15 protein-coding genes are annotated in these 20,394 nt (G+C 72.1%); 5 read left to right on the top strand and 10 right to left on the bottom strand.

Features of this window, described 5'->3' with window-relative positions:
• Nucleotides 1-2: 2 nt before the first annotated feature.
• From DEJ35_RS01345 to sucC, 7 genes are all read right to left on the bottom strand, one after another.
• Nucleotides 3-1,802 carry an ABC transporter ATP-binding protein gene (locus DEJ35_RS01345; RefSeq protein WP_110859571.1) on the bottom strand — a complete coding sequence of 600 codons (1,800 nt, stop codon included), beginning with the start codon at nt 1,800-1,802 and terminating at the stop codon, nt 3-5.
• A gap of 101 nt (nt 1,803-1,903) precedes the next feature.
• Nucleotides 1,904-3,712, bottom strand: a complete 1,809-nt coding sequence (locus DEJ35_RS01340; RefSeq protein WP_110859546.1) for an ABC transporter ATP-binding protein — start codon at nt 3,710-3,712, stop codon at nt 1,904-1,906.
• Between the two features lie 552 nt (nt 3,713-4,264).
• Nucleotides 4,265-5,899 carry a bifunctional phosphoribosylaminoimidazolecarboxamide formyltransferase/IMP cyclohydrolase gene (gene purH / locus DEJ35_RS01335; protein ID WP_110859545.1) on the bottom strand — a complete coding sequence of 545 codons (1,635 nt, stop codon included), beginning with the start codon at nt 5,897-5,899 and terminating at the stop codon, nt 4,265-4,267.
• Nucleotides 5,896-6,489, bottom strand: coding sequence for a phosphoribosylglycinamide formyltransferase (gene purN, locus DEJ35_RS01330; protein WP_071404669.1), 594 nt, complete (start codon nt 6,487-6,489; stop codon nt 5,896-5,898). Before purN ends, purH begins: the two co-directional genes overlap by 4 nt.
• Nucleotides 6,490-6,530: 41 nt before the next feature.
• The gene (locus DEJ35_RS01325; protein ID WP_111191895.1) at nt 6,531-8,582 is read right to left on the bottom strand and encodes a DUF6350 family protein; all 2,052 of its coding nucleotides are present in this window, start codon (nt 8,580-8,582) and stop codon (nt 6,531-6,533) included.
• Between the two features lie 104 nt (nt 8,583-8,686).
• Nucleotides 8,687-9,574 (bottom strand): succinate--CoA ligase subunit alpha, encoded by an 888-nt coding sequence (gene sucD / locus DEJ35_RS01320; RefSeq protein WP_111090930.1) that lies wholly within the window; start codon nt 9,572-9,574, stop codon nt 8,687-8,689.
• A gap of 11 nt (nt 9,575-9,585) precedes the next feature.
• Nucleotides 9,586-10,755, bottom strand: coding sequence for an ADP-forming succinate--CoA ligase subunit beta (gene sucC, locus DEJ35_RS01315; RefSeq protein WP_110859542.1), 1,170 nt, complete (start codon nt 10,753-10,755; stop codon nt 9,586-9,588).
• Between the two features lie 223 nt (nt 10,756-10,978).
• On the opposite strand from sucC, the gene DEJ35_RS01310 reads away from it, so the two are divergent.
• The 5 genes from DEJ35_RS01310 (at nt 10,979) to DEJ35_RS01295 (ending at nt 15,081) form a co-directional block, all read left to right on the top strand.
• Entirely contained in the window at nt 10,979-12,610 is a 1,632-nt protein-coding gene (locus tag DEJ35_RS01310; RefSeq protein WP_111191907.1) for a RecQ family ATP-dependent DNA helicase, read from the top strand.
• Nucleotides 12,611-12,842: 232 nt separating this feature from the next.
• Nucleotides 12,843-13,142, top strand: coding sequence for a hypothetical protein (locus DEJ35_RS01305; RefSeq protein ID WP_110859541.1), 300 nt, complete (start codon nt 12,843-12,845; stop codon nt 13,140-13,142).
• 42 nt (nt 13,143-13,184) lie between these two features.
• Entirely contained in the window at nt 13,185-13,547 is a 363-nt protein-coding gene (locus DEJ35_RS17110) for a hypothetical protein (RefSeq protein WP_181435465.1), read from the top strand.
• Nucleotides 13,544-14,377: an oxygenase MpaB family protein gene (locus tag DEJ35_RS01300; protein WP_181420024.1), complete on the top strand. Its 834-nt coding sequence runs from the start codon at nt 13,544-13,546 to the stop codon at nt 14,375-14,377. The genes DEJ35_RS17110 and DEJ35_RS01300 overlap by 4 nt, the downstream gene beginning before the upstream one ends.
• 65 nt (nt 14,378-14,442) lie before the next feature.
• Nucleotides 14,443-15,081: a pyridoxal 5'-phosphate synthase gene (locus DEJ35_RS01295; protein ID WP_110859539.1), complete on the top strand. Its 639-nt coding sequence runs from the start codon at nt 14,443-14,445 to the stop codon at nt 15,079-15,081.
• Between the two features lie 26 nt (nt 15,082-15,107).
• Here DEJ35_RS01295 and DEJ35_RS01290 read toward each other — a convergent pair whose 3' ends face one another.
• The 3 genes from DEJ35_RS01290 to DEJ35_RS01280 are packed head-to-tail and all read right to left on the bottom strand — an operon-like array spanning nt 15,108 to nt 20,334.
• Entirely contained in the window at nt 15,108-17,513 is a 2,406-nt protein-coding gene (locus DEJ35_RS01290; protein WP_258378397.1) for a GNAT family N-acetyltransferase, read from the bottom strand.
• Nucleotides 17,510-18,913: a lysine N(6)-hydroxylase/L-ornithine N(5)-oxygenase family protein gene (locus DEJ35_RS01285; RefSeq protein WP_111191894.1), complete on the bottom strand. Its 1,404-nt coding sequence runs from the start codon at nt 18,911-18,913 to the stop codon at nt 17,510-17,512. Before DEJ35_RS01285 ends, DEJ35_RS01290 begins: the two co-directional genes overlap by 4 nt.
• Complete coding sequence (locus DEJ35_RS01280) at nt 18,910-20,334, bottom strand: pyridoxal-dependent decarboxylase (protein ID WP_111123230.1); 1,425 nt, start codon at nt 20,332-20,334, stop codon at nt 18,910-18,912. The genes DEJ35_RS01285 and DEJ35_RS01280 overlap by 4 nt, the downstream gene beginning before the upstream one ends.
• Between the last annotated feature and the right edge of the window lie 60 nt (nt 20,335-20,394).

The raw sequence follows: 20,394 nt of genomic DNA, 5'->3' as shown, positions 1-20,394 counted from the left end.
GCCTAGACGAGCGAGTCGCGCCAGGCCGCGTGCAGCTGGGCGAACCGTCCGGTGCCGGCGATGAGGTCGGCGGGGGTGCCGTCCTCGACGATCCGGCCGTGTTCCATCACGAGCACCCGGTGGGCGATCGCGACGGTGGACAGGCGGTGCGCGATGATCACCGCGGTGCGGTCGGCGAGCAGGGTCTCCAGGCCCTCTTGCACCAGTCGCTCCGAGGGGATGTCGAGCGACGCCGTGGCCTCGTCGAGGATGAGCACCTTCGGGTCCGCGATGAACGCCCGCGCGAACGAGAGCAGCTGCCGCTGGCCCGCCGAGACACGGCCACCGCGCTTGTTCACGTCGGTGTCGTACCCGTCGGGCAGCGCCATGATGAACTCGTGCGCGCCGACGGCCTTGGCGCTCGCCTCGATCTCCTCGCGAGACGCACCGGGCTTGCCGAGCGCGATGTTGTCCGCGACGGTGCCGGAGAACAGGTACGCCTCTTGCGTGACCATGACGATCGCGCGGCGCATGTCCTTCGTGTCGAGGTCGCGCAGGTCCACGCCGTCGAGCTTGACCGAGCCCTGCGTCGGGTCGTAGAAGCGCGCCATGAGCTTGGCGAGCGTCGACTTGCCGGCACCGGTGGACCCGACGAGGGCGATGGTCTGCCCCGACGGGATGTGCAGGTCGAACTCCGGCAGCACGACCTTGCCCTTGTTGTAGGCGAAGACGACCTCGTCGAAGTCCATCTTCCCGGTGGCGTCCGCCAGACGGGTGGGCTTCACGGGGTCCGGCACGCTCGGCCGTTCCTCGAGGACGCCGGAGATCTTCTCCATCGCCGCCGAGGCCGACTGGTACCCGTTGTAGAACATCGCGAGTTCCTGCGCCGGGTCGAAGAAGCGCTTGGCGTACAGCGCGACCGCGAGCAGCGCACCGACCTCGAGCGTCCCGCCGACGATCCGGAAACCACCGACGATGACGACCGCGGCCAGCGTCGCGTTGCCGATGAGCACGAGCACCGGGTCGAACGTGCCGAACAGGTTGAACACCTTCGTGTTCGCCACCCGGTAGTCCTCGACGAAGCCGCCGTACTCGTCACGGTTGCGGGACTCCTTGCGGAACGCCTGCACCGCTCGGATGCCCGTCATCGTCTCGACGAAGTGCACGATCACGCGCGCCGAGGTGACGCGGGTGGCGCGGAACAGCGTCTGCGAGTTCGTCTGGAACCAGCGGATCAGGAACCAGAGCGGCACGAGCGACACCGCGAGCACGAGCCCGGACGTCGGGTCGAGCAGCACCAGGGCCACGGCGGTGAACACCATGTACAGCACGCCCTGGATCAGCTGGTTCAGCCCGGAGTCGAGCAGCTCGCGGATCGAGTCGAGGTCACTCGTCTGGCGCGAGATGATCCGGCCCGACGTGTAGGTCTCGTGGAACTCGAGCGAGAGCCGCTGCGTGTGGAGGAACACCCGCTTGCGCAGGTCGAACAGGATCGCCTGGCTGATCCGTGCCGCGAGCACCGTGTACCAGGCCGTCAGCACCGCACCGAGGACGGCCACGACGATGTACGTCGCGACGACGCCGAACGCCGGCACCCAGTCGTTCTGGTCCATCACCGCGGGCAGGGCGTTGTCGATGCCCCACGCGATGAGCGCCGGACCCGCGACGGTGCCGGCGGTCGAGACCACGACCACGATGCCGAGCAGCACCAGCCGGAGCTTCAGCGGTGCGGCGAGGGACCCGAGCAGGGCGAGGGACCGGCGCCGCAGGCGCTTGCTCTCGGCCTTCGTGAAGTCCTCACGCTCCTCGCCGCGCACGCCCATGGTGGTGATCGAGGCGGTGACGGGGGCGGCAGCCTGCTCGTCCGGAGCTTCCTGCGGGACGGACGCCGTGCCTCCCGGCAGGTTCTGGTCGGTCTGCTGGCTCATGCCATCGCCTCCTGTCGTGCGGTCGCGTCGTCGTCGTCGAGCGACGAGATGACGTAGCGGTAGTGCTCGTTGGTGGCCATCAGCTCGTGGTGGGTCCCGACGGCCGTGACGACGCCGTTCTCCATCAGGGCGACCCGGTCGGCCAGCGTCACCGTCGACGGACGGTGCGCCACGATGAGCGACGTGGTGTCGGCGAGCACGCGGCGCAGGCCCGCCTCGACCCGCGCCTCGGTGTCGACGTCGAGCGCCGACAGCGGGTCGTCGAGCACGAGCACCGACGGCCGGGCGGCGATCGCGCGGGCGAGTGCCAGGCGCTGGCGCTGGCCACCGGACAGCGACAGCCCCTCTTCACCGACCCGGGTGTCGACGCCGTCGGGCAGGTCGTCCACGAAGGACGCCTGCGCGATGTCGAGCGCCTCGCGCATGAGCGCCTCGGCCTCGGCACCCTGCACGTCCGGTCGCCCGAGGAGCACGTTCTCACGCACGGTCGACGAGAACAGGGTGGCGTCCTCGAAGGCGACGCCGACGTGCCGGCGCAGTTCCTCGCGGGTGAGGTCGCGGATGTCGACCCCGTCGATCGTCACTGAGCCGCCCGTCACGTCGTACAGACGCGGCACGAGCGAGAGCAGCGTCGTCTTGCCGCAGCCGGTGAGCCCGACGAGCGCCATGGTCTCGCCCGGCTGCAGCTGCAGTTCGACGCCGTTGATCAGGTCCGGGTACTGCGGTGCGGAGTCCTGGTACCGGAAGTGCACGCCGTTGAACGACAGGGCGCCGTGCGGCTGGGCGATCGTCTTCGGGTGCTCCGGGTCCGTGATGGTGTTCTCGGAGTCCATGACCTCGAAGAAGCGGTCGACCGCCGTGCGGGTGTCGAACGTCATCGAGAGCAGGAAGCCGATCGACTCGATCGGGAACCGCAGCACCGTCGCCGTCGCGAAGAACGCGAACAGCTGGCCGACGCTGAGCTGCCCCTGCGACGCCAGCCAGATGCCGGCGAGCAGGCACAGGGCGAACGCGACGTCCGGCACGAGCAGCAGCCAGAGCCAGATGCCCGCGATGGCCTTCGCCTTCTTGATCTCGGTGCCGCGCAGCGCCTCGGCCTGCTCGCTGAACTCCTCGAGCTTCGCGCCGCCGCGTCCGAACGCCTTGAGCACGCGGATGCCGTGCACCGACTGCTCGACGCTCGTGGCGAGGTCACCGACCTGGTCCTGGCTGCGGCGTGCGACGGCGGAGTACCGGCGCTCGAACAGCAGGCCGTTGATCCACAGCGGGATCGAGGCGATCAGGAAGATCAGCCCGAGGATCCAGCCGAAGGTGAACAGCACGACGAAGCCGACGACGATCGTCACGATGTTCACGACGAGCAGGACGACCCCGAAGGCCAGCCAGCGCCGGATCAGCGACAGGTCCGACACGGAACGGGACAGCAGCTGCCCGGACTCCCAGCGGTCGTGGAACGCGACCGGCAGGTCCTGCAGCTTCGCGTAGAGCGAGTTGCGCATGCTGGTCTCGATGCGGGTCGAGGGGCGCATCACCAGCCGGCGGCGCGAGGCGATGAAGAACGCCTCGAGCACACCGAGGGCGAGCACCCCGAGCCCGGCGGGCCAGATCTGCGCCGAGTCGCGCGACGACAGCGGACCGTCGACGAGCCACTGCAGCACGTAGGGGATTGCGAGCGCCACCAGGGAGGCTCCCATCGCTGCGGCCATGCCGCCGATGAGGCGCCCCTGGTAGGGCTTCACGTAGGGGTAGATCCGCGCGATCGCGCGGAAGGTGGACGGGCGCGCCGTGGTGGGCGACTTGGACATGCGTTGCGTCCTCATGCGTCTGCCGGGTCCCCGGGTCGCGCTGCGCGGTGCTTGCTCGCTGCTGCTTGCTTGCTTGCTGCTTGCTTGCTCGCGTCGCACGGCTTCGGCCTGGAGGCTCGGTGTGGCGTTGCGTGGTGATCATCGGCCGGGCGCGTGGTCGCGTCTCCGCCGTCACTCGCATGACGTCGGTCGGGCCGGAGGCACCGAGGGACAGTCGTCCCCCGGGTTCAGGCGGGTGGTTCGCGGACGCCGGTGCTGCTGCGCCGCGGGGCCGTGGGAACGGCCCGACTAGACGGCGGCCGCGGCGCGGGGCCGCGGTGCGATCAGGGATCGCCGTGCGGGAGTGGTCCCCACGACGGACACGAGACCTGCACGGGCGGCCGTCGCCACGGTTCCGGTCATGTTGTCCATCGTCACTCCAGTCGTCGTCTTCGTCACCGTTGTGTCCGCGGTGCCGCCGGTCCCGAGGGATCGTCGGCTGCCTGCCGCGGAGCCTTACAGACTATTCACAGTGACTCATGGCGCGCAATGGTTCGCCACCGATTGTTCACATCAGTGGAAGAAGTGGCGCTCGCTCGTGAAGTACATCGTGACGCCGGCGGCCTTCGCCGCGGCGATGACCTCGTCGTCGCGGACGCTGCCACCGGGCTGCGCCACCGCGCGGACACCGGCGTCGAGCAGCACCTGCAGGCCATCGGCGAACGGGAAGAACGCGTCCGACGCCGCGACACTGCCGGTCGCGCGGTCACCGGCACGGTTCACCGCGAGGTGGCAGGAGTCGACCCGGTTGACCTGGCCCATCCCGACACCGACACTCGCGCCCTGGTTCGCCAGCAGGATGGCGTTCGACTTCACCGAACGGCTCGCCCGCCACGCGAAGGCCAGGTCGGCGAGGGTCTGCTCGTCGGCGGGCTCGCCGGCGACGAGGGTCCAGGTGGCCTGGTCGAAGCCCGTGAAGCGGTCGGCGTCCTGCACCAGGAACCCGCCGGAGATCTGCTTGACCTCGCGGTCGGCGAGCGCGAAGTCGGCCGGCAGCGTGAGCAGGCGGATGTTCTTCTTGCGCGACAGGATCTCGAGCGCCTCGGGGTCGAACCCGGGGGCGACGACGACCTCGGTGAAGATGTCCTTCACGGTCTCGGCCATGGCCACGGTGACCGGGCGGTTCGCGGCGATGACCCCGCCGAACGCCGAGAGCGGGTCGCAGGCGTGCGCGGCGGCGTGGGCCGAGGCGATCGGGTCGGCGGAGTCGGCCGGGGCGATCGCGATGCCGCACGGGTTGGCGTGCTTGATGATCGCGACGGCGGGCTCGTCGAAGTCGAAGGCCGCACGGACCGCTGCGTCGGCGTCGACGTAGTTGTTGTACGACATCTCCTTGCCGTGCAGCTGCGTCGCCTGCGCGATGCCGGTGCCGTCCGACGTCGTGTAGAGCGCCGCGGCCTGGTGGGCGTTCTCGCCGTAGCGCAGGGTCGCCGACAGCTCGGCCTCGGCCGCCAGGTGCTCGTCGAACGCACCGGGGGTCCGGATGTCGCCGGCGGTCGTCGGGGCCGCAGCGGCGGTGACGACGTCGCTCGCGAAGTAGGACGCCACCGCGGTGTCGTAGGCGGCGGTGTGCGCGAAGGCCTGGGCGGCGAGGCGCTTCCGGAGCTCGAGCGTCGTGCCGCCGGCCCGCACGGCCTCGACGACCTCGGGGTAGGACGCCGGGGACACGACGATCGCCACGTTCGGGTGGTTCTTCGCCGAGGCGCGGACCATCGCGGGGCCGCCGATGTCGACGTTCTCGACCACGGTCGCGGTGTCGGCACCCGACGCCACGGTCTCGACGAACGGGTAGAGGTTCACGACGACGAGCTCGAACGGCGCGATGTCGAGGTCGGCGAGCTGCTGCTCGTGCGACTCGAGCCGCAGGTCGGCGAGCAGGCCGGCGTGCACCGACGGGTGCAGGGTCTTCACCCGGCCGTCGAGCGACTCGGGGAACCCGGTGACGCTCGCGACGTCGGTGACGGCGTAGCCGGCGTCACGGATGGTCTGCGCGGTGGAGCCGGTCGACACGATCTCGACCCCGGAGTCGGCCAGGGCGCCGGCGAGCTCGAGCAGGCCGGACTTGTCGCTCACCGAGATCAGTGCACGGCGGACCGGGACCACGTCACGGTCGCGGTAGAGGCTGGGGTCGGCTGCGTGCACGCTCATGCGCTCGGGGTGCCCTTCAGGTCGGTGGTGCCGTTGGCGATGTCGAGGATGGTCTGGATGAGCAGGCGGCGCTCGACCGGCTTGATGCGGTCGTGCAGCGTCGACTCCGTGTCACCCGGCAGCACCGGGATGCGCTCCTGCGCGAGGATCGGCCCCGTGTCGACGCCGTCGTCGACCGCGATGACGCTCGCGCCGGTCTCGGTGACCCCGGCGGCCAGGGCATCCCGTACGCCGTGGGCACCGGGGAACTCCGGCAGGTACGCCGGGTGGGTGTTGATGATCCCCGGGGCGAACTCGGACACCACGGCCGGGGGCAGCAGGCGCATCAGGCCGGAGAGCACGAGCAGGTCGGGCGACCACGGGCGGATCTGCTCCGCCAGGGCCTGGCCCCACTCGGCGCGCGAGTCGTAGCGGGTGAACGGCACCGTGAAGGTCGGGATCGAGAACTCCTCGCCCAGGCCGAGGCCCTCGGCGTCACGGTCGGCACCGATGGCGACGACACGGGCGGGGTACTCGGCGTCGAAGGTCGCTTCGAGCAGGGCTCGGAGGTTCGACCCGGTACCGGAGATCAGGACGACCAGTTCGAGCACGGCACCAACCCTACCGGGAGCCGCGGCGTCGACGGGCGCTGTTACCGGTCGCCCTTCGGCTGCCGCCACCAGGGCAGCTCGTCCTCGGGGATCTGGTCGGTGACGTCCCACTTCGTCGGGCGGGACTGCTCCGCCGGCCTCGAGGCGGGCGCACGCGTGTCCGGCGCGACGTCCACGCGGTCCGCCTCCGCCGTCTCGTCCACGTCATCCCGGCCGGCGACGAACTCCTCGGTGCTCCACGGGAACGCGGGCTGGGCGTCGGTCGGTACCGGGGTGGGTGCAGCTGCCGGGGCGGGCGCTGCGGGCCGCTCGGAGCCGGGGCGCTGGGGCTCGGCATCGGAGCCGGTCACGCGGTCGCGGAGTGCACCGGCTCGTCCTCGGACACCTTCGGCCGCACCGGCCAGGCGGTCGCGGAGGCCACCCAGGGCTGCTCGCCCGGCACTGCGGCGCTCCGGTTCGGGCTCGGCGGTCAGGCGGTCAGCGGCCACCGCATCGGTCTTCGCCCAGTCGGGGAGCTCGACGTCGTGGTCGGTGTCGTGGTCGCGCGGTGCGTCGGGCGTGGGTGCGGGTGCGGAGGCGGGCTGTGCGGGTGCCGTCTCGGCCGGCTCGCTGCCGATCGACGCGCTGCGGACGGGCTCGCTGCTGACCGGCCCGGTCGGGCGTTCGGTCGTCGCGCGGGGCCGTGCACCGGTCGACCCGTCGTGGGACTCCTCGACCACGAAGCGGTGCACGTCGGTGGTGCGCCCGGCACCGGCCTGGTCGAGCGCGGCGAGCAGGGAACCCTCGCCGAGGTCGACCCCGGCGCGCGCCGTGTCGCGGTCATCGTCGGGATCGTCGGCCTCGGTCCAGCGCTCCCGCGTCCATCCGCTCTCCGGCAGCCGGACCAGGTCACTGCCCGCGGCGAGGGCGATGATCGCCGGCAGGCCGACCTCGAGTGCGGCGAACCCACCGACCGCCAGGGCGTCCGGGCCGACGTCGGCCAGGCGCCCGGGGCCGAACGAACCGGACGACACCCAGGCGATCAGCCCCGTGAGCACACCGGCCACGAGTCCTGCGACGACACCACCGAGTGCACGGTGCAGCGCGGAGTCGGCGGCACCCAGCGCCCGCACCAACCGCGGTCGCATCGAGCCGCCGATCGCGAACCCCGCGATGACCGGCACGAGGATCCAGACGAGCCCGAAGGTGTGACCGGAGGTCGGCAACGCGCCGAAGACCGGCAGACCGGGGATGGGGCCCAGGGTCGTGGCGATCGGGGACACGCTCGACCCGGTGCCGATGGCGAACCCGGGGCCGATCAGCCACGAGGTCGCCCACCCGACGAAGTCCGGCAGGAACGCGAGCTGCCCGACGGTGAGCGCGACGCCGCCGATGACCCCGGCGTGCGACTGCTCGTACAGGGTGATGACCTCGGCGAACGAGGTGAAGAGCAGCAGACCGACCAGCACCGCGGCCACCCCGACGACCACGGCGGTCGCGGCGGTCCCGGCGCGCAGGCCGAACCCGGCGACGGACCGCCACACGGCGGGGATGCGGTCCACCAGGTCGATGACGCGCTGGGTGCCGGCGTCGGCGGGCAGGTCACGGCGACGACGGCAGACCTCGGAGGCGGCGAGTGCGGGGATCCCGAACCAGAGCGCCGGCAGCACCACGGCCTGCCAGAGCGTGGGGCGGGTGGCGGCGGAGGTCGACGACAGCGCGACGGCCAGACCGAGGAGCGCGACGGCGGCGGTCCCGACCAGCAGCCCGGTGGTGCGGTGCTCCGTCTCGGCGAACCGACGTCCGGCGCGGGCGCCGAGCCAGGCCGTCACGACCGCGAACCCGAGGGCCGCGAGGGTCACGTGGATGGGGTCAGCGGCGCCGCTGACCCCGGTGCTCTCGGCGAGTGCGGACCCGAGCAGGAACGAGACGTCGACGCCGTGCCCGACGAGCCACACGCTGCCGGTGGCCTTCCAGAACACGTCCCAGTCGACCTGCAGGCCGTACTCGAACCCCCAGAGCAGTGTCAGGGGCACGAGGGCGATCCCGATGCCGACGCCGACCGTCACGATCGCCTCGATCGCGGCGAGCAGAGCGGTTCCCAGGCGGTTCATCGCAGCGAGGATACGTGAGCCGCAGCCGGAACGACGGGAGGCTCGGCGCGGAACCCGCACCGAGCCTCCCGGCTTCCTCCCGACCGTCTGCCGGGCGCTGGTCACTAGCGAGCGGCGACGACCTCGCGCAGCAGCGCGGCGGTCTCGGACGGCGTCTTGCCGACCTTGACGCCGGCGGCCTCGAGCGCCTGCTTCTTCGCCTCGGCGGTGCCGGCCGAACCGGACACGATCGCGCCGGCGTGGCCCATCGTCTTGCCCTCGGGAGCGGTGAAGCCCGCGACGTAGCCGACGACCGGCTTGGTGACGTGCGCCTTGATGAACTCGGCGGCGCGCTCTTCCGCGTCGCCACCGATCTCGCCGATCATCACGATGGCCGAGGTGCTGGGGTCGGCCTCGAACGCGGCGAGCGCGTCGATGTGCGTGGTGCCGATGACCGGGTCGCCGCCGATGCCGATGGCGGTCGAGAAGCCCAGGTCACGGAGCTCGTACATCATCTGGTAGGTCAGGGTGCCGGACTTCGAGACGAGCCCGATCGGGCCCTTGCCGGTGATCGTCGCCGGGGTGATGCCGACGAGGGACTCCCCCGGGGTGATGATGCCGGGGCAGTTCGGCCCGATGATCCGGGTCGTGCCGCCCTTCGCCTTGGCGTGCGCCCAGAACTCGGCCGAGTCCTGCACGGGGATGCCCTCGGTGATGACGACGACGAGCGGGATCTCGGCGTCGATGGCCTCTGTCACGGCGTCCTTCGCGAACGCCGGCGGGACGAAGACGATCGAGACGTCGGCACCGGTGGTGTCGATGGCCTCGCGCACCGAGCCGAAGACCGGCAGCGACACGTCGCCGTGGGTGACGGTGGTTCCGGCCTTGCGGGCGTTCACACCGCCGACGACGTTCGTGCCGGCCTTGAGCATCAGGGCGGTGTGCTTCGTGCCCTCGCCACCGGTGATGCCCTGGACGATGACCTTGGAGTCCTTGTTGAGGAAGATCGACATGGTCAGTCCCTTCAGGCCGCTGCGGCGGCGAGTTCGGCGGCCTTCTCGGCCGCATCGTCCATGGTCGCGGCGACGGTGACGAGCGGGTGCGCTGCCTCCGCCAGGATCCGGCGACCCTCTTCCACGTTGTTGCCGTCGAGTCGCACGACGAGCGGCTTGGTCGCCGCGTCGCCGAGGATGCCGAGCGCGGCGACGATGCCGTTCGCGACGGCGTCGCAGGCGGTGATGCCGCCGAAGACGTTCACGAACACGCTCTTCACCTGCGGGTCGCCGAGGATGACGTCGAGGCCGTTGGCCATGACCTCGGCCGAGGCGCCGCCGCCGATGTCGAGGAAGTTGGCGGGCTTCACGCCGCCGTGGCGCTCACCGGCGTAGGCGACGACGTCGAGGGTCGACATGACGAGCCCCGCGCCGTTGCCGATGACGCCGACCTGGCCGTCGAGCTTGACGTAGTTCAGCCCGTGGGCCTTCGCCTTGGCCTCGAGCGGGTCCTCGCTGGCGGTGTCCTCGAGCTGCTTGTGGCCCTCGTGCCGGAAGTCGGCGTTCTCGTCGAGCGACACCTTGCCGTCGAGTGCCAGGATCTGGCCGTCGCCGGTGCGGACGAGGGGGTTCACCTCGACGAGGGTCGCGTCCTCGCCCTTGTAGACGTCGTAGAGCTTCACGAAGACGTCGGCGACCTGATCGCGGAGCGACTCCGGGAAGTTCGCCTGCGCGGCGATCTCGAGCGCGGCGGCCTTGTCGATGCCCGTCAGCGGGTCGACCTCGACCCGGGCGAGCGCCTCGGGCTTCTCGACGGCGAGCTGCTCGATCTCCATGCCGCCCTCGACGCTGGTCAGCGAGAGGTAGGAGCGGTTGGCCCGGTCGAGCAGCACGGAGAAGTAGAACTCCTCGGCGATGTCGGCACCCTGGGCGACCATGACGCGCTGGACGGTGTGGCCCTTGATGTCGAGGCCGAGGATCGCCTGCGCGTGCTCGAACGCCTCGTCCGGGGTCTTCGCGACCTTCACGCCGCCGGCCTTGCCGCGACCGCCGACCTTCACCTGCGCCTTGACGACCACGACGCCACCGATCTTCTCGGCCGCCGCCTTCGCCTGCTCGGGGGTGTCGGCGATGATCCCCTGCAACACGGGGACGCCGTAGGACTCGAAGAGGTCCCTGGCCTGATACTCGAAAAGATCCACGCTGTTCTTCTTCCCGCACGGTTCGTGCGATCGGCATCGGTTTCCCGGTCGCGCTCTCCACATCGAGGGTCGCTCGATGTCGAGACAACGGCCGCCACGCAGCCTAGCGCTGCTCGGTGGACGGCCGGTGCACGGGAACCAGGCCCGGGTCGGCCTCGACCCGCACGAGCCGCTGCGCGCAGCGCTGGGACCGGCCCGAGGTCCCGCTCGGCACTGTGGATCGGTGCAACCCGAACTCCGTACCCGTGCCACCGAGGTCTTCGGCTGGACGCTCCGCCCCGACCAGGAGTCCGTCATCGACGCGGTGCTCGACCGCCGCGACGCCCTGGCGGTCATGCCCACCGGATCGGGGAAGTCCGCGATCTACCAGGTCGCCGGTCTCGGGCTGGACGGCCTCGTCGTGGTCGTCTCCCCGCTCGTGGCGCTGCAGGAGGACCAGGTGGTCGGGCTCGAGCACCATCCCGACGCCCCTCGCGCCGTCGCCCTGAACGCCACGAAGAAGGCACGGGACGTCGCCGATGCGTGGGACGCCGTCGCCGCGGGCGAGGTCGGGTACGTGTTCCTCGCCCCCGAGCAGCTGGTGAAGGACGACGTGCTCGAGCGCCTCCGCGATGCCGGGGTCGCGCTGGTCGCCGTCGACGAGGCGCACTGCATCTCGTCCTGGGGCCACGACTTCCGACCGGACTACCTGGCGCTCGGCGAGGTCGCGGAGCGCCTGGGCCGCCCGCCGCTGCTCGCCCTGACCGCGACGGGCTCCGCTCCGGTGCGGGACGACATCGTCGAGCGGCTCGGCATGCGCGACCCGTTCGTGCTCGCCTCCGGGTTCGACCGTCCCGGCATCCGGCTCGAGGTGGTCCGGCACGCCGAGGACGCCGAGAAGCGCCAGGCCGTGGTCGACCAGGTCGCCGAGCTCGACGGGCCCACGGTCGTCTACGTCGCCACCCGCGCCGCGACCACGGAGTACGCCGACGCCCTCGCCGCCCGCGGTCGCCGTGCGCAGCCGTACCACGCCGGCATGCCGGTGGCGGAGCGCGAGGCCGTGCACACCGGGTTCCTGGACGGCGGCGTCGACGTGGTGGTCGCGACGAGTGCCTTCGGCATGGGCATCGACAAGCCCGACGTCCGGTACGTCGTGCACGCCGACGTCCCCGAGTCGATCGACGCCTACTACCAGGAGATCGGACGGGCCGGGCGGGATGCCGAACCGGCGGGCGCCACCCTGCACTACCGCGCCGAGGACTTCGGCCTGCGCACGTTCTTCGCGTCCGGCTCGCCGCGGCCGGCCTCGGTCCGGGCCGTGTTCGATGCCGTCCCGGCGACCGGCTCGATCGCCCGCTCCGCACTGGTGGAGGCCTCTGGTCTGTCGTCCCGCACCGCCGGTCGAGCACTCAACGCCCTGCTCGACGCCGGTGCCCTGCGCGACGACGTCGACGGTGTCTCCCGGGTGCCGGACGGCCCGCAGGACGCCGACCGTGCTGCCCGTGCCACAGCCGACCGTGCCGCCGAACGGGAACGGGTCGAGGAATCCCGCATCGCGATGATGCGCCAGCTCGCCGAGACGACCGGGTGCCGCCGGCAGTTCCTGCTCGGCTACTTCGGCGACGAGCTGCCGGAGCCGTGCGGGAACTGCGACACCTGCTCGTCCGGCACGGCCCGCGACGCCTCTGCACACGTCGCCGACGGTGCGAACGACGAAGCGTGGCCGCCGGATGCGCGCGTCGAGCACGCGGAGTGGGGCACGGGCGTGGTGATGAGCACGGAAGAGGACCGCATCACGGTGTTCTTCGAGTCCGCCGGCTACCGCACCCTCGCACTCGCCGACGTCGAGCAACGCGACCTGCTCGAACGCGTCTGAACGGACCAGGGACGAAAGCGCAGGCGGCCAGCGCGTCGGCCCGGACGACCCGGGCGGGGAAGGCGCGGTCGCTCGACCACCCGTCGGCGACCGCGCTCCACTCCCCCGAGCATCGGCGATGCTGCCGTGGCGGTGTGACCGGCAGGTGACGTCCGGGTGAACACGACACGAAACCGGACGGCCGCCAAGCGCCGACGGGTAGGCAGGAGGCCCGCAACGGAAAGGAACCACCATGAGCGACCCCGGCATCAGCCCCGTCGACGACTTCGAGTCCCAGCAGCGTCGCGACGACGACATCGACCGTGAGCACGTCGGCCCGTACGAGGCGGACGAGGCCGAGGAGTCCCTGCAGACGGTCACGAACGACGCGGTCGCCGGCGAGACCGTGGAGCCGCAACCCGGTGACGGCTCCGACGACGGTCCGACCGGTGGCTCCCCGCGCGAGGGCTCGCCCGACCTGTGGGAGCACGAGAACGAGCAGGACGAGGACCGCGCCGACCTCGGCAACGACCTCGGCACGAAGCCGCTCTGAGCTGATCAGGCCCCCCGGGACACGGCTCGGTAGCATCGGGCCGTGTCCCGACGAGTCCGTGCCAGCGTCCGCAGCATGCCCTCGGCAGCGCGGCTGCTGGCGGTGGCGGTGATGCTCCTGATCGCCGCCGCGGCACACCTCGCCGCCCGCTCGGAGCCCGGTGGTCGCTGGGTCCCGCTCCTCGTCGTCGGCGTCGTCGGTGCGGTCGTCACCGGATCGCCGACCCGCCTCTGGCCGCTCCCCGCGATCTGGCTCGTCGTGACGCTCCTCGCCCTGACCGGTGCACCGGCCGACGCCTCGTCCGCACTCGTCGCCCTGGTCGTCGGCGCAGTCGCGCTCCTCGCGGCGATCGCCGTGGACCTGCGGCCCGTCCTGTGGGCGCGACGCCGACGGGGTGCAGCGTGAGCACCCCAGGGCCTGGAGGCGCGACGCACGACCCGCGCCGTGCCTCCCGTCCGCCTGCTGGGCGCGTCCACGACCGTCACCTGCGTCGGTTCCTCGCCGACAGCACACCCGTGGCCGCGGGCGGCCGCGCCATCCTGCTGCAGATCGCCGACCCGGTCGTCGCGGCCGGTGTCCGACGGCACTCGGACTTCGCCCGGCGACCCCAGCAGCGGCTCGCCCACACTCTGATGTTCGTCTACGCCGTCGTCATCGGCACGGAGACCGACTCGGCGACCGCTGCCGGCTTCGTCAACCGTGCGCACCGGCCCGTCGCCGGCGCCGACGACGTCGACCGGCAGCTCTGGGTGGCCGCGACCCTGTTCGACTCCGCCCGGCGGGCGCACGAGCTGTTCGGCACACGCGTCTCCGCGGCCCGCGCCGAGCAGGTCCTCGCCGCCTACGCCCCGATCGCGACCGCGCTGCGGGTGCCGCAGGAGCGTTGGCCGACCTCGGTGGCGGCGTTCGACCGGTACTGGCAGCGGACGCTGGAGGGGCTCGAGGTCACCGACGACGCCCGCGGGGTCGTCCGTGACCTGCTGCACCCGCGGTTCGCGCCGCTGTGGGTGCGGGCGGCGATGCCCCTCGTCCGCGTCGTGACCGTGGGGATGCTGCCGGAACGGGTGCGCACGGCGTACGGCTTCGCGTGGGGGCCGCGGGAGGAACGGCGCTTCCGGCGCACCGTCCGGGTGGTGGCCGGGGTGCGGGCGCTGGTGCCGAGGGCGCTGCTGCGACTGCCGGGTCCGCTGCTGCTGCGGGCGATGCGGCGGACCGCGGGGCGACACGTCACGTGACCCGTTCGGTGCGTCACCGCCGGACTCCCTGAGCGCCGACCGCCGGCGCACGGTTGGGTGGGTGCATGTCCTCTGCCCCGCTCTCCGGTGACGACTCCCTGCACCTGCCCGAGTTCGACAGCCCGCCGGCGTCTCCGCTCGACCTCGCTCGCGAGTGGCTGTCCGCGGCGAAGGACCGACAGGTCTCCGAGCCGTTGTCGATGACCCTCGCCACGGCCGGGGCCGACGGCCGCGTGTCCGCTCGCACGGTCGACGTGAAGCGCATCGAGGCGGACGGACTGGTCTTCGGGACGTCGGAGGACAGCCCGAAGGGCCGGCAGCTCGCCGAGAACCCGCACGCGGCCCTGCAGGCGTACTGGCGCGAGACGATGCAGCAGCTCCGGTTCGAGGGCCACGTGGTCCGGCTGTCGGACGCCGAGTCCGATGCCCTGTTCGCGGACCGCTCCCCGAAGTCCCGTGCAGCGACGGCCATCGCGGACCAGTCGGCCGTGCTCGAGCCGCGGACCCTGCAGGACCTGATCGACGACGCGAACGACCTGCTCGACGACTCCGGCGACGACGTCCCCCGGCCGGCACGGTGGGTTGCCTGGCGTCTCGAGCCCGACATCGTGGAGTTCTGGCACGGCAGCCGTGACCGGATGCACCGACGACTGCAGTACGCACTCGCCGAGGGTGCCTGGTCGGCCACTCGCCTGCAGCCGTAGTCGGCGCGGCTCCGAGGCCCCGCCCCCTACCGCCCGATCGGGTTCGCCATCACCCCCGCCCGGATGAGCGACGCCGACTGGTCCGCCAGGTCCACCATCGACAGGGTGTTCCGCAGCTGCAACCGGTTCAGGCACGAGTGCTCGAACGTCGGCACGCGCAGGTCCAGGGGACGACGGCGGTCCGGGTGCGCGTCGGCGTGGGCGTCGATGCACTCCCCCACGACCCGCCAGAAGCGGGACTCCGGCAGCACCTCGTCGTCGTCGAGGATCGCGGCGACGAACCGCAGCACACCGTCGAACACGTCGGTGAACACCGCGAGCGCGGCCTCGTCGTCGGGCACCGGGTGCACGATCCGGTCGATGTCGGCGGGTACCGGGCGGTCGTCGTGCCGCCCGAGCACCGCGGCCTCTTCCCCGATGTCCTTCATCACGGCGCGGACCACGACGCCGTCGCGCACGACGAGCACCAGGTTCTCGCCGTGCGGCATGAACACCAGGTCGTGCACGGTCAGGCAGTGCACGACGGGCAGCAGGTAGGCGTCGAGCCAGCGCCGGACCCAGACGTCGGCGGGCAGACCGGAGGCCTCGATCAGCGCCGAGACCACGGCGTTCCCCGAGGCGTCCCGGTGCAGCAGCGCCGCCATCGTCAGCAGTCGCTCGCCGTCCGTCACCCGCGGCAGCGGGCTCTCCCGCCACAGCGCCGCGAGCATCTTGCGCTGCGGTGAGGACACGTCGACCCGGTGGTAGGCGTCCCCCGTGTAGCCGATGGCGGCGTGCTCCCGGAGCACCGAGAACCCGACAGCGGCGAGCGTGGGGTCGGCGGAGACGATCGACTCGACCCAGTCGTTCACGGCCGGCGTGTTCCGCATGTACGCGGGGGACATCCCCCGCAGGAACCCCATGTTCTGCACGGCGAGCGCCGTCTTCACGTACGACCGTGCCGGCTCGGTGCGGTTGAACGCGGTGCGGATGGACTGCTGCGGCTGGTACTCGTCGGGTCCCTCGCCCAGGTCGACCAGGTCCTGTCGGCCCAGGTCGGGTGCGAAGGTCACGGCGATCCGGTGCTGCCACTGCCACGGGTGCACGGGAAGCCACACGTAGTCGTCGGGGTCGAGCCCGCGACGCTCCAGCGTGGCACGGAACCCGGCCACGACAGCCGGCGACAGCTCTGACTCCCAGTGCGCCTGCTCGGTCCGGTCCGCGGCGAGCGCCAGGTGTGTGTGCTCGCGTCGAGCGGCGAGCCACCGGTACCGGAACCGGCCGCCGGACTCCGGCGCGAACGCCCGGTACTCGTCGAGCCCGAACCCGATCCGGCCGTTGGCGGCGACGAACGCCGGGTGTCCCTCGGTCATCGCCGACTCGACGTCCTGGAAGGAGGCAACAGCGGCGTCGACGGATCCCCCGGACCGCGCCCGCGCCGACTGCGCAGCCGACGGACCGCCCCGCCGGTGCTTCGCCGCAGCACTCGCCAGCGTCGACGCGATCTCCTCCAGGTACGTGCCGAGCAGTTCGTCGGGGATCCCGAGCACCGCGCGCAGTTCGAGCACGAGCTCCTGCGCGCTGAGCGGTGCCGGCACCCCCGCACGGGTCCGCGTCAGCGAGGCCTCGTCCACCGACCAGTGCTCGAGCACGTGCTGCCGTGCGCGGAACCGGTAGGTCGACTCCCCCGCGTCGAGCCGCCACCCGTCCCCGTCGGGCACGGGTGCGATCAGCCGTTCGTGGGTGAACTCCGCGATCGCCTTCGCGACGAGGTGCCGTTCGGCGGGTTCCAGGTGCTCGGGTCGCAGGTGTGCGGCCGGCCCGTCGTCGTCGGTCTCGCCGATCCGGTCGGTGTCGAGCACCGACAGCAGGGCCCGTTTGCCGTCGACGTCCACCTGGCGCAGCGCGCGGAACCCGACCTCGGCGTTCTTCGCCTGGACGGCGGTGTTCCGCACGTCCGGTTCGACGACGACCCGGCGCGCGCCGAGGGCGTCCCGGCAGTGCTCGACGACGGCACGCATCACCGCGCTGGTCAGGCCGTGGACACGACCCTCGACGGGCACCGGCGCGACGAGCAGGTGCATGCCGACGTCGCCGGGTTCGGCCGCCCACACGTCGGTGAGCAGGACGGCGGAGGGGTCGTAGGTCTCCGCCAGGAAGCACGGTTCGCCGTTCCGGCGGCCGAGCCACGCTGCCTGCGCGGGGTCCGCCTGCACTCCGGCCAGGTAGGCGCGCACGCCGTCCACGTCGAGGTCGCCCATCTCCCACCACGACGACGCCGGGTGGGTGAGCCACGACTGCACGACGGCGGCGTCCCGTTCCGGGTCCACGGGTTCGACGGTCAGGAGGCCCGGCTCGGCTCCCCCGGGCGCGGTCGCCCCGTGCGCGTCGACCGTCGCAGTGCCCGTGCCATCGCTGCCCGTCACACCGGTGCTGTCGACGACGGCGCTCATGCGGACACCTCCGCACGCTCGGACGCGGGCCGGGCCGGCGCGCGCTCCGCGGCGCCGGGGCGGGCGGTGGACGGCTCCGAGGCGGGCAGGCCGAACTCCTGGAAGGCGATCCGGGCCTCCAGGCCGTACACGGGGCGACCCGTGACGGACCGGATGATCGACGCGTTCCGCCACGCACCCATGCCGAGGTCGGGCGCGGTCAGGCCGTGCGTGTGCTCCTCGGCGTTCTGCACCCAGATGCGTCCGCCCAGGGTGTCGACGTGGTGGTCGCGGGCGACGGCCAGGCGACCGCGGGAGTCGCGGGCGACGAGGTGCTCGACCGGGTCGAGGAACCGCGGGACCCGCGGGGTGTACCCGGTGGCCAGCACCAGCTGCTCGACCTCGTGCTCGTACGTCTGGTCGAGCTGCTCGTGCCGGAGCGTCAGCCGGTACGCGCCGCGGTCGGCAAGCCAGGCGGCGTCGACGACGCTCGTCTCGGTCCGGAGCGTCGTCGGGACCGGCCCGCGCGCACTGATCCGGTAGAGCTGGTCGTACAGGTCGTCGACCAGGTCGGCGCTAATGCCCTTGTACAGGCCACGCTGCTCGCGCCCGAGGCGGTCGCGGACGGCTTCGGGCAGCCCGTGGAAGTGGTCCGTGTACTCCGGGCTCGTCATCTCGAGGGTGAGCTTGGTGTCCTCCATCGGGAAGAACCGGGGCGAGCGAGTGATCCAGTCGAGGCGGTAGCCGTCCTGCCGGATGTCCTCGAGCAGTTCGCGGTAGACCTCGGCGGCGGACTGCCCGCTGCCGACGACGGCGATGGACCCGGCGTCGCGCAGGGCGTCGCGGTTCGGCAGGAACTCGGCGGAGTGGACGGCCGGCCCGCCGATCCCGCGCAGCGGGGCGGGCACGGACGGCTCGGTCCCGATGCCCACGACGACGTGGTGTGCGCGGTACGTCTCGGGACCCTGATCGGTCTCGGCGTGCACCGTGAACGTGTCGGCGACCGGGTCGTGCTCGACGGCGGTCACCCGGCGGCCCCACCGCAGGGTGTCGAGCCGGTCGGCGGCCCAGCGGCAGTAGGCGTCGTACTCGCTGCGCAGGGGGTGGAAGTCCTCGCGGATGTAGAACGGGTACAGGCGCCCGGTGTCCTTGAGCCAGGCGAGGAACGAGAACGGCGAGGTCGGGTCGGCCATCGTCACCAGGTCGGCGAGGAACGGCACCTGGATCGTGGCGTCGTCCAGCATCATGCCGTGGTGCCAGGCGAAGCCGTCGGCGGCGTCGAGGAACACCGCGTCGAGGTCGGCGATCGGGTCCGTCAGACAGGCGAGGCCGAGGTTGAACGGGCCGATGCCGATGCCGACGACGTCGTGCACGACGGGGTCGGCGGTGGTTGCGCGGTCCGTGGTGCGGTCGGCGGTCATCGGGTCGCTCCCTCGGTCTCAGTGGTGGCTGCGCGCACCCGGGCGGCCGTCGCGACGACGTGCTCCAGCGACGCGCGCATCTGCTCCGGCGTCGTCTCCGGGTTGAGCAGCGTGAGCTTGTTGCACGGCCGGCCGTCGATGACCGTCTTGGCGATCAGCACCCGGCCCTCGGCGAGCAGGGCCGAGCGGATCGGGGCGACCAGCGCGTCGGCGGCCTCGTCCGTCATGCCGGCGGGCTGCCAGCGGAACAGCACCGTGCTGAGCTGCGTCGGCGCGACGAGCACCAGGTCGGGGTGCTCCTCGACGATCCGGTGGGTGGTCACGGCGAGGTCGATGACGGCGTCGAACGCGGCCCCGATCGCGTCGGCACCGGTCGCCCGCAGGGTCGCCCAGAGCTTCAGGGCGTCGAACCGGCGGGTGGTCTGCAGCGACTTGTCGACCTGGTTCGGCTCGGCGGCGTCCTCGGGGTTCAGGTAGTCGGCGTACCAGGCGGTGCGGCGCAGGTCCTCCGGGCGCTGCACGAGCAGGGCGCTCGACGACACCGGCTGGAAGAACGACTTGTGCAGGTCGGCGGTCACGCTCCGGGCCCGTTCGACGCCGTCGAGCAGGTGCCGGCGGGTCGGGGACACGAGCAGCCCGCAGCCGTACGCGGCGTCGACGTGCAGCCAGACTCCCTCGAGGTCACAGACGTCCGCGATCGGCTCGAGCGGGTCGATCACCCCGCGGTCGGTGGTGCCGGCGGTGGCGACGACGGCCATCGGCGTCTGCCCGGCTGCGCGGGCGGCGGCGATCGCCTCCGCGAGGGCGGCCGGCACCATCCGGCCGGCGTGGTCGGTGGCGACGGCGACCACGGCCTCGAGCCCGAGCAGCCGCGCCGACTTCGCGATGCTGAAGTGGGTCTCCGCGGTCGTGAACACGGTGCCGCTGGTGCCGAGGGCCTCGCGCGCCAGCAGCAGGGCCTGCAGGTTCGACTGCGAGCCGCCCGAGGTGAAGACGCCGTCCCCCGCGGCGAACCCGATCCGACCGGCGAGCCAGGCGACGACGTGCCGCTCGATCTCGGTGCCGATACGGGACTGGTCCCAGGTGTCGACCGACGGGTTCACGGCGGCCAGGACCGACTCGGCGGCGACCGCGGGCAGCGCGACCGGGCAGTTCAGGTGCGCGAGGTACGCCGGGTCGTGGAACCAGACGGCCTCGCGGACGAACAGCTCGTCGAGTTCGGCGAGTGCACGGTCCGTCCCGAGGGGTTCGGCGTCGAGGTCGACGTCCTGCACCCGGGCCCGGAGGACCTCGGGAGCGGTGTCGGTCGTCGGACGGTCGGCGGCGGCGAAGCGGTCGGCCAGGCGGTCCACCGTGGACGTCACGGCGGAGCGGTAGCGCTCGGCGGTGGCGGTGGTCAGGAGTTCGATGGGAGGTGTCACGTTAGGTAAGGCTAACCTCACAAACCGTGATCGTGCCACCCGAACGAGGGGTGCCTGTCC

The sequence above is a fragment of the Curtobacterium sp. MCPF17_051 genome (genome assembly GCF_003234595.1).
In the GTDB taxonomy this organism is placed as follows: domain Bacteria; phylum Actinomycetota; class Actinomycetes; order Actinomycetales; family Microbacteriaceae; genus Curtobacterium; species Curtobacterium flaccumfaciens.
Note: the sequence above shows the minus strand (reverse complement) of the source record. Positions and strands in the feature narration are given on the sequence as shown.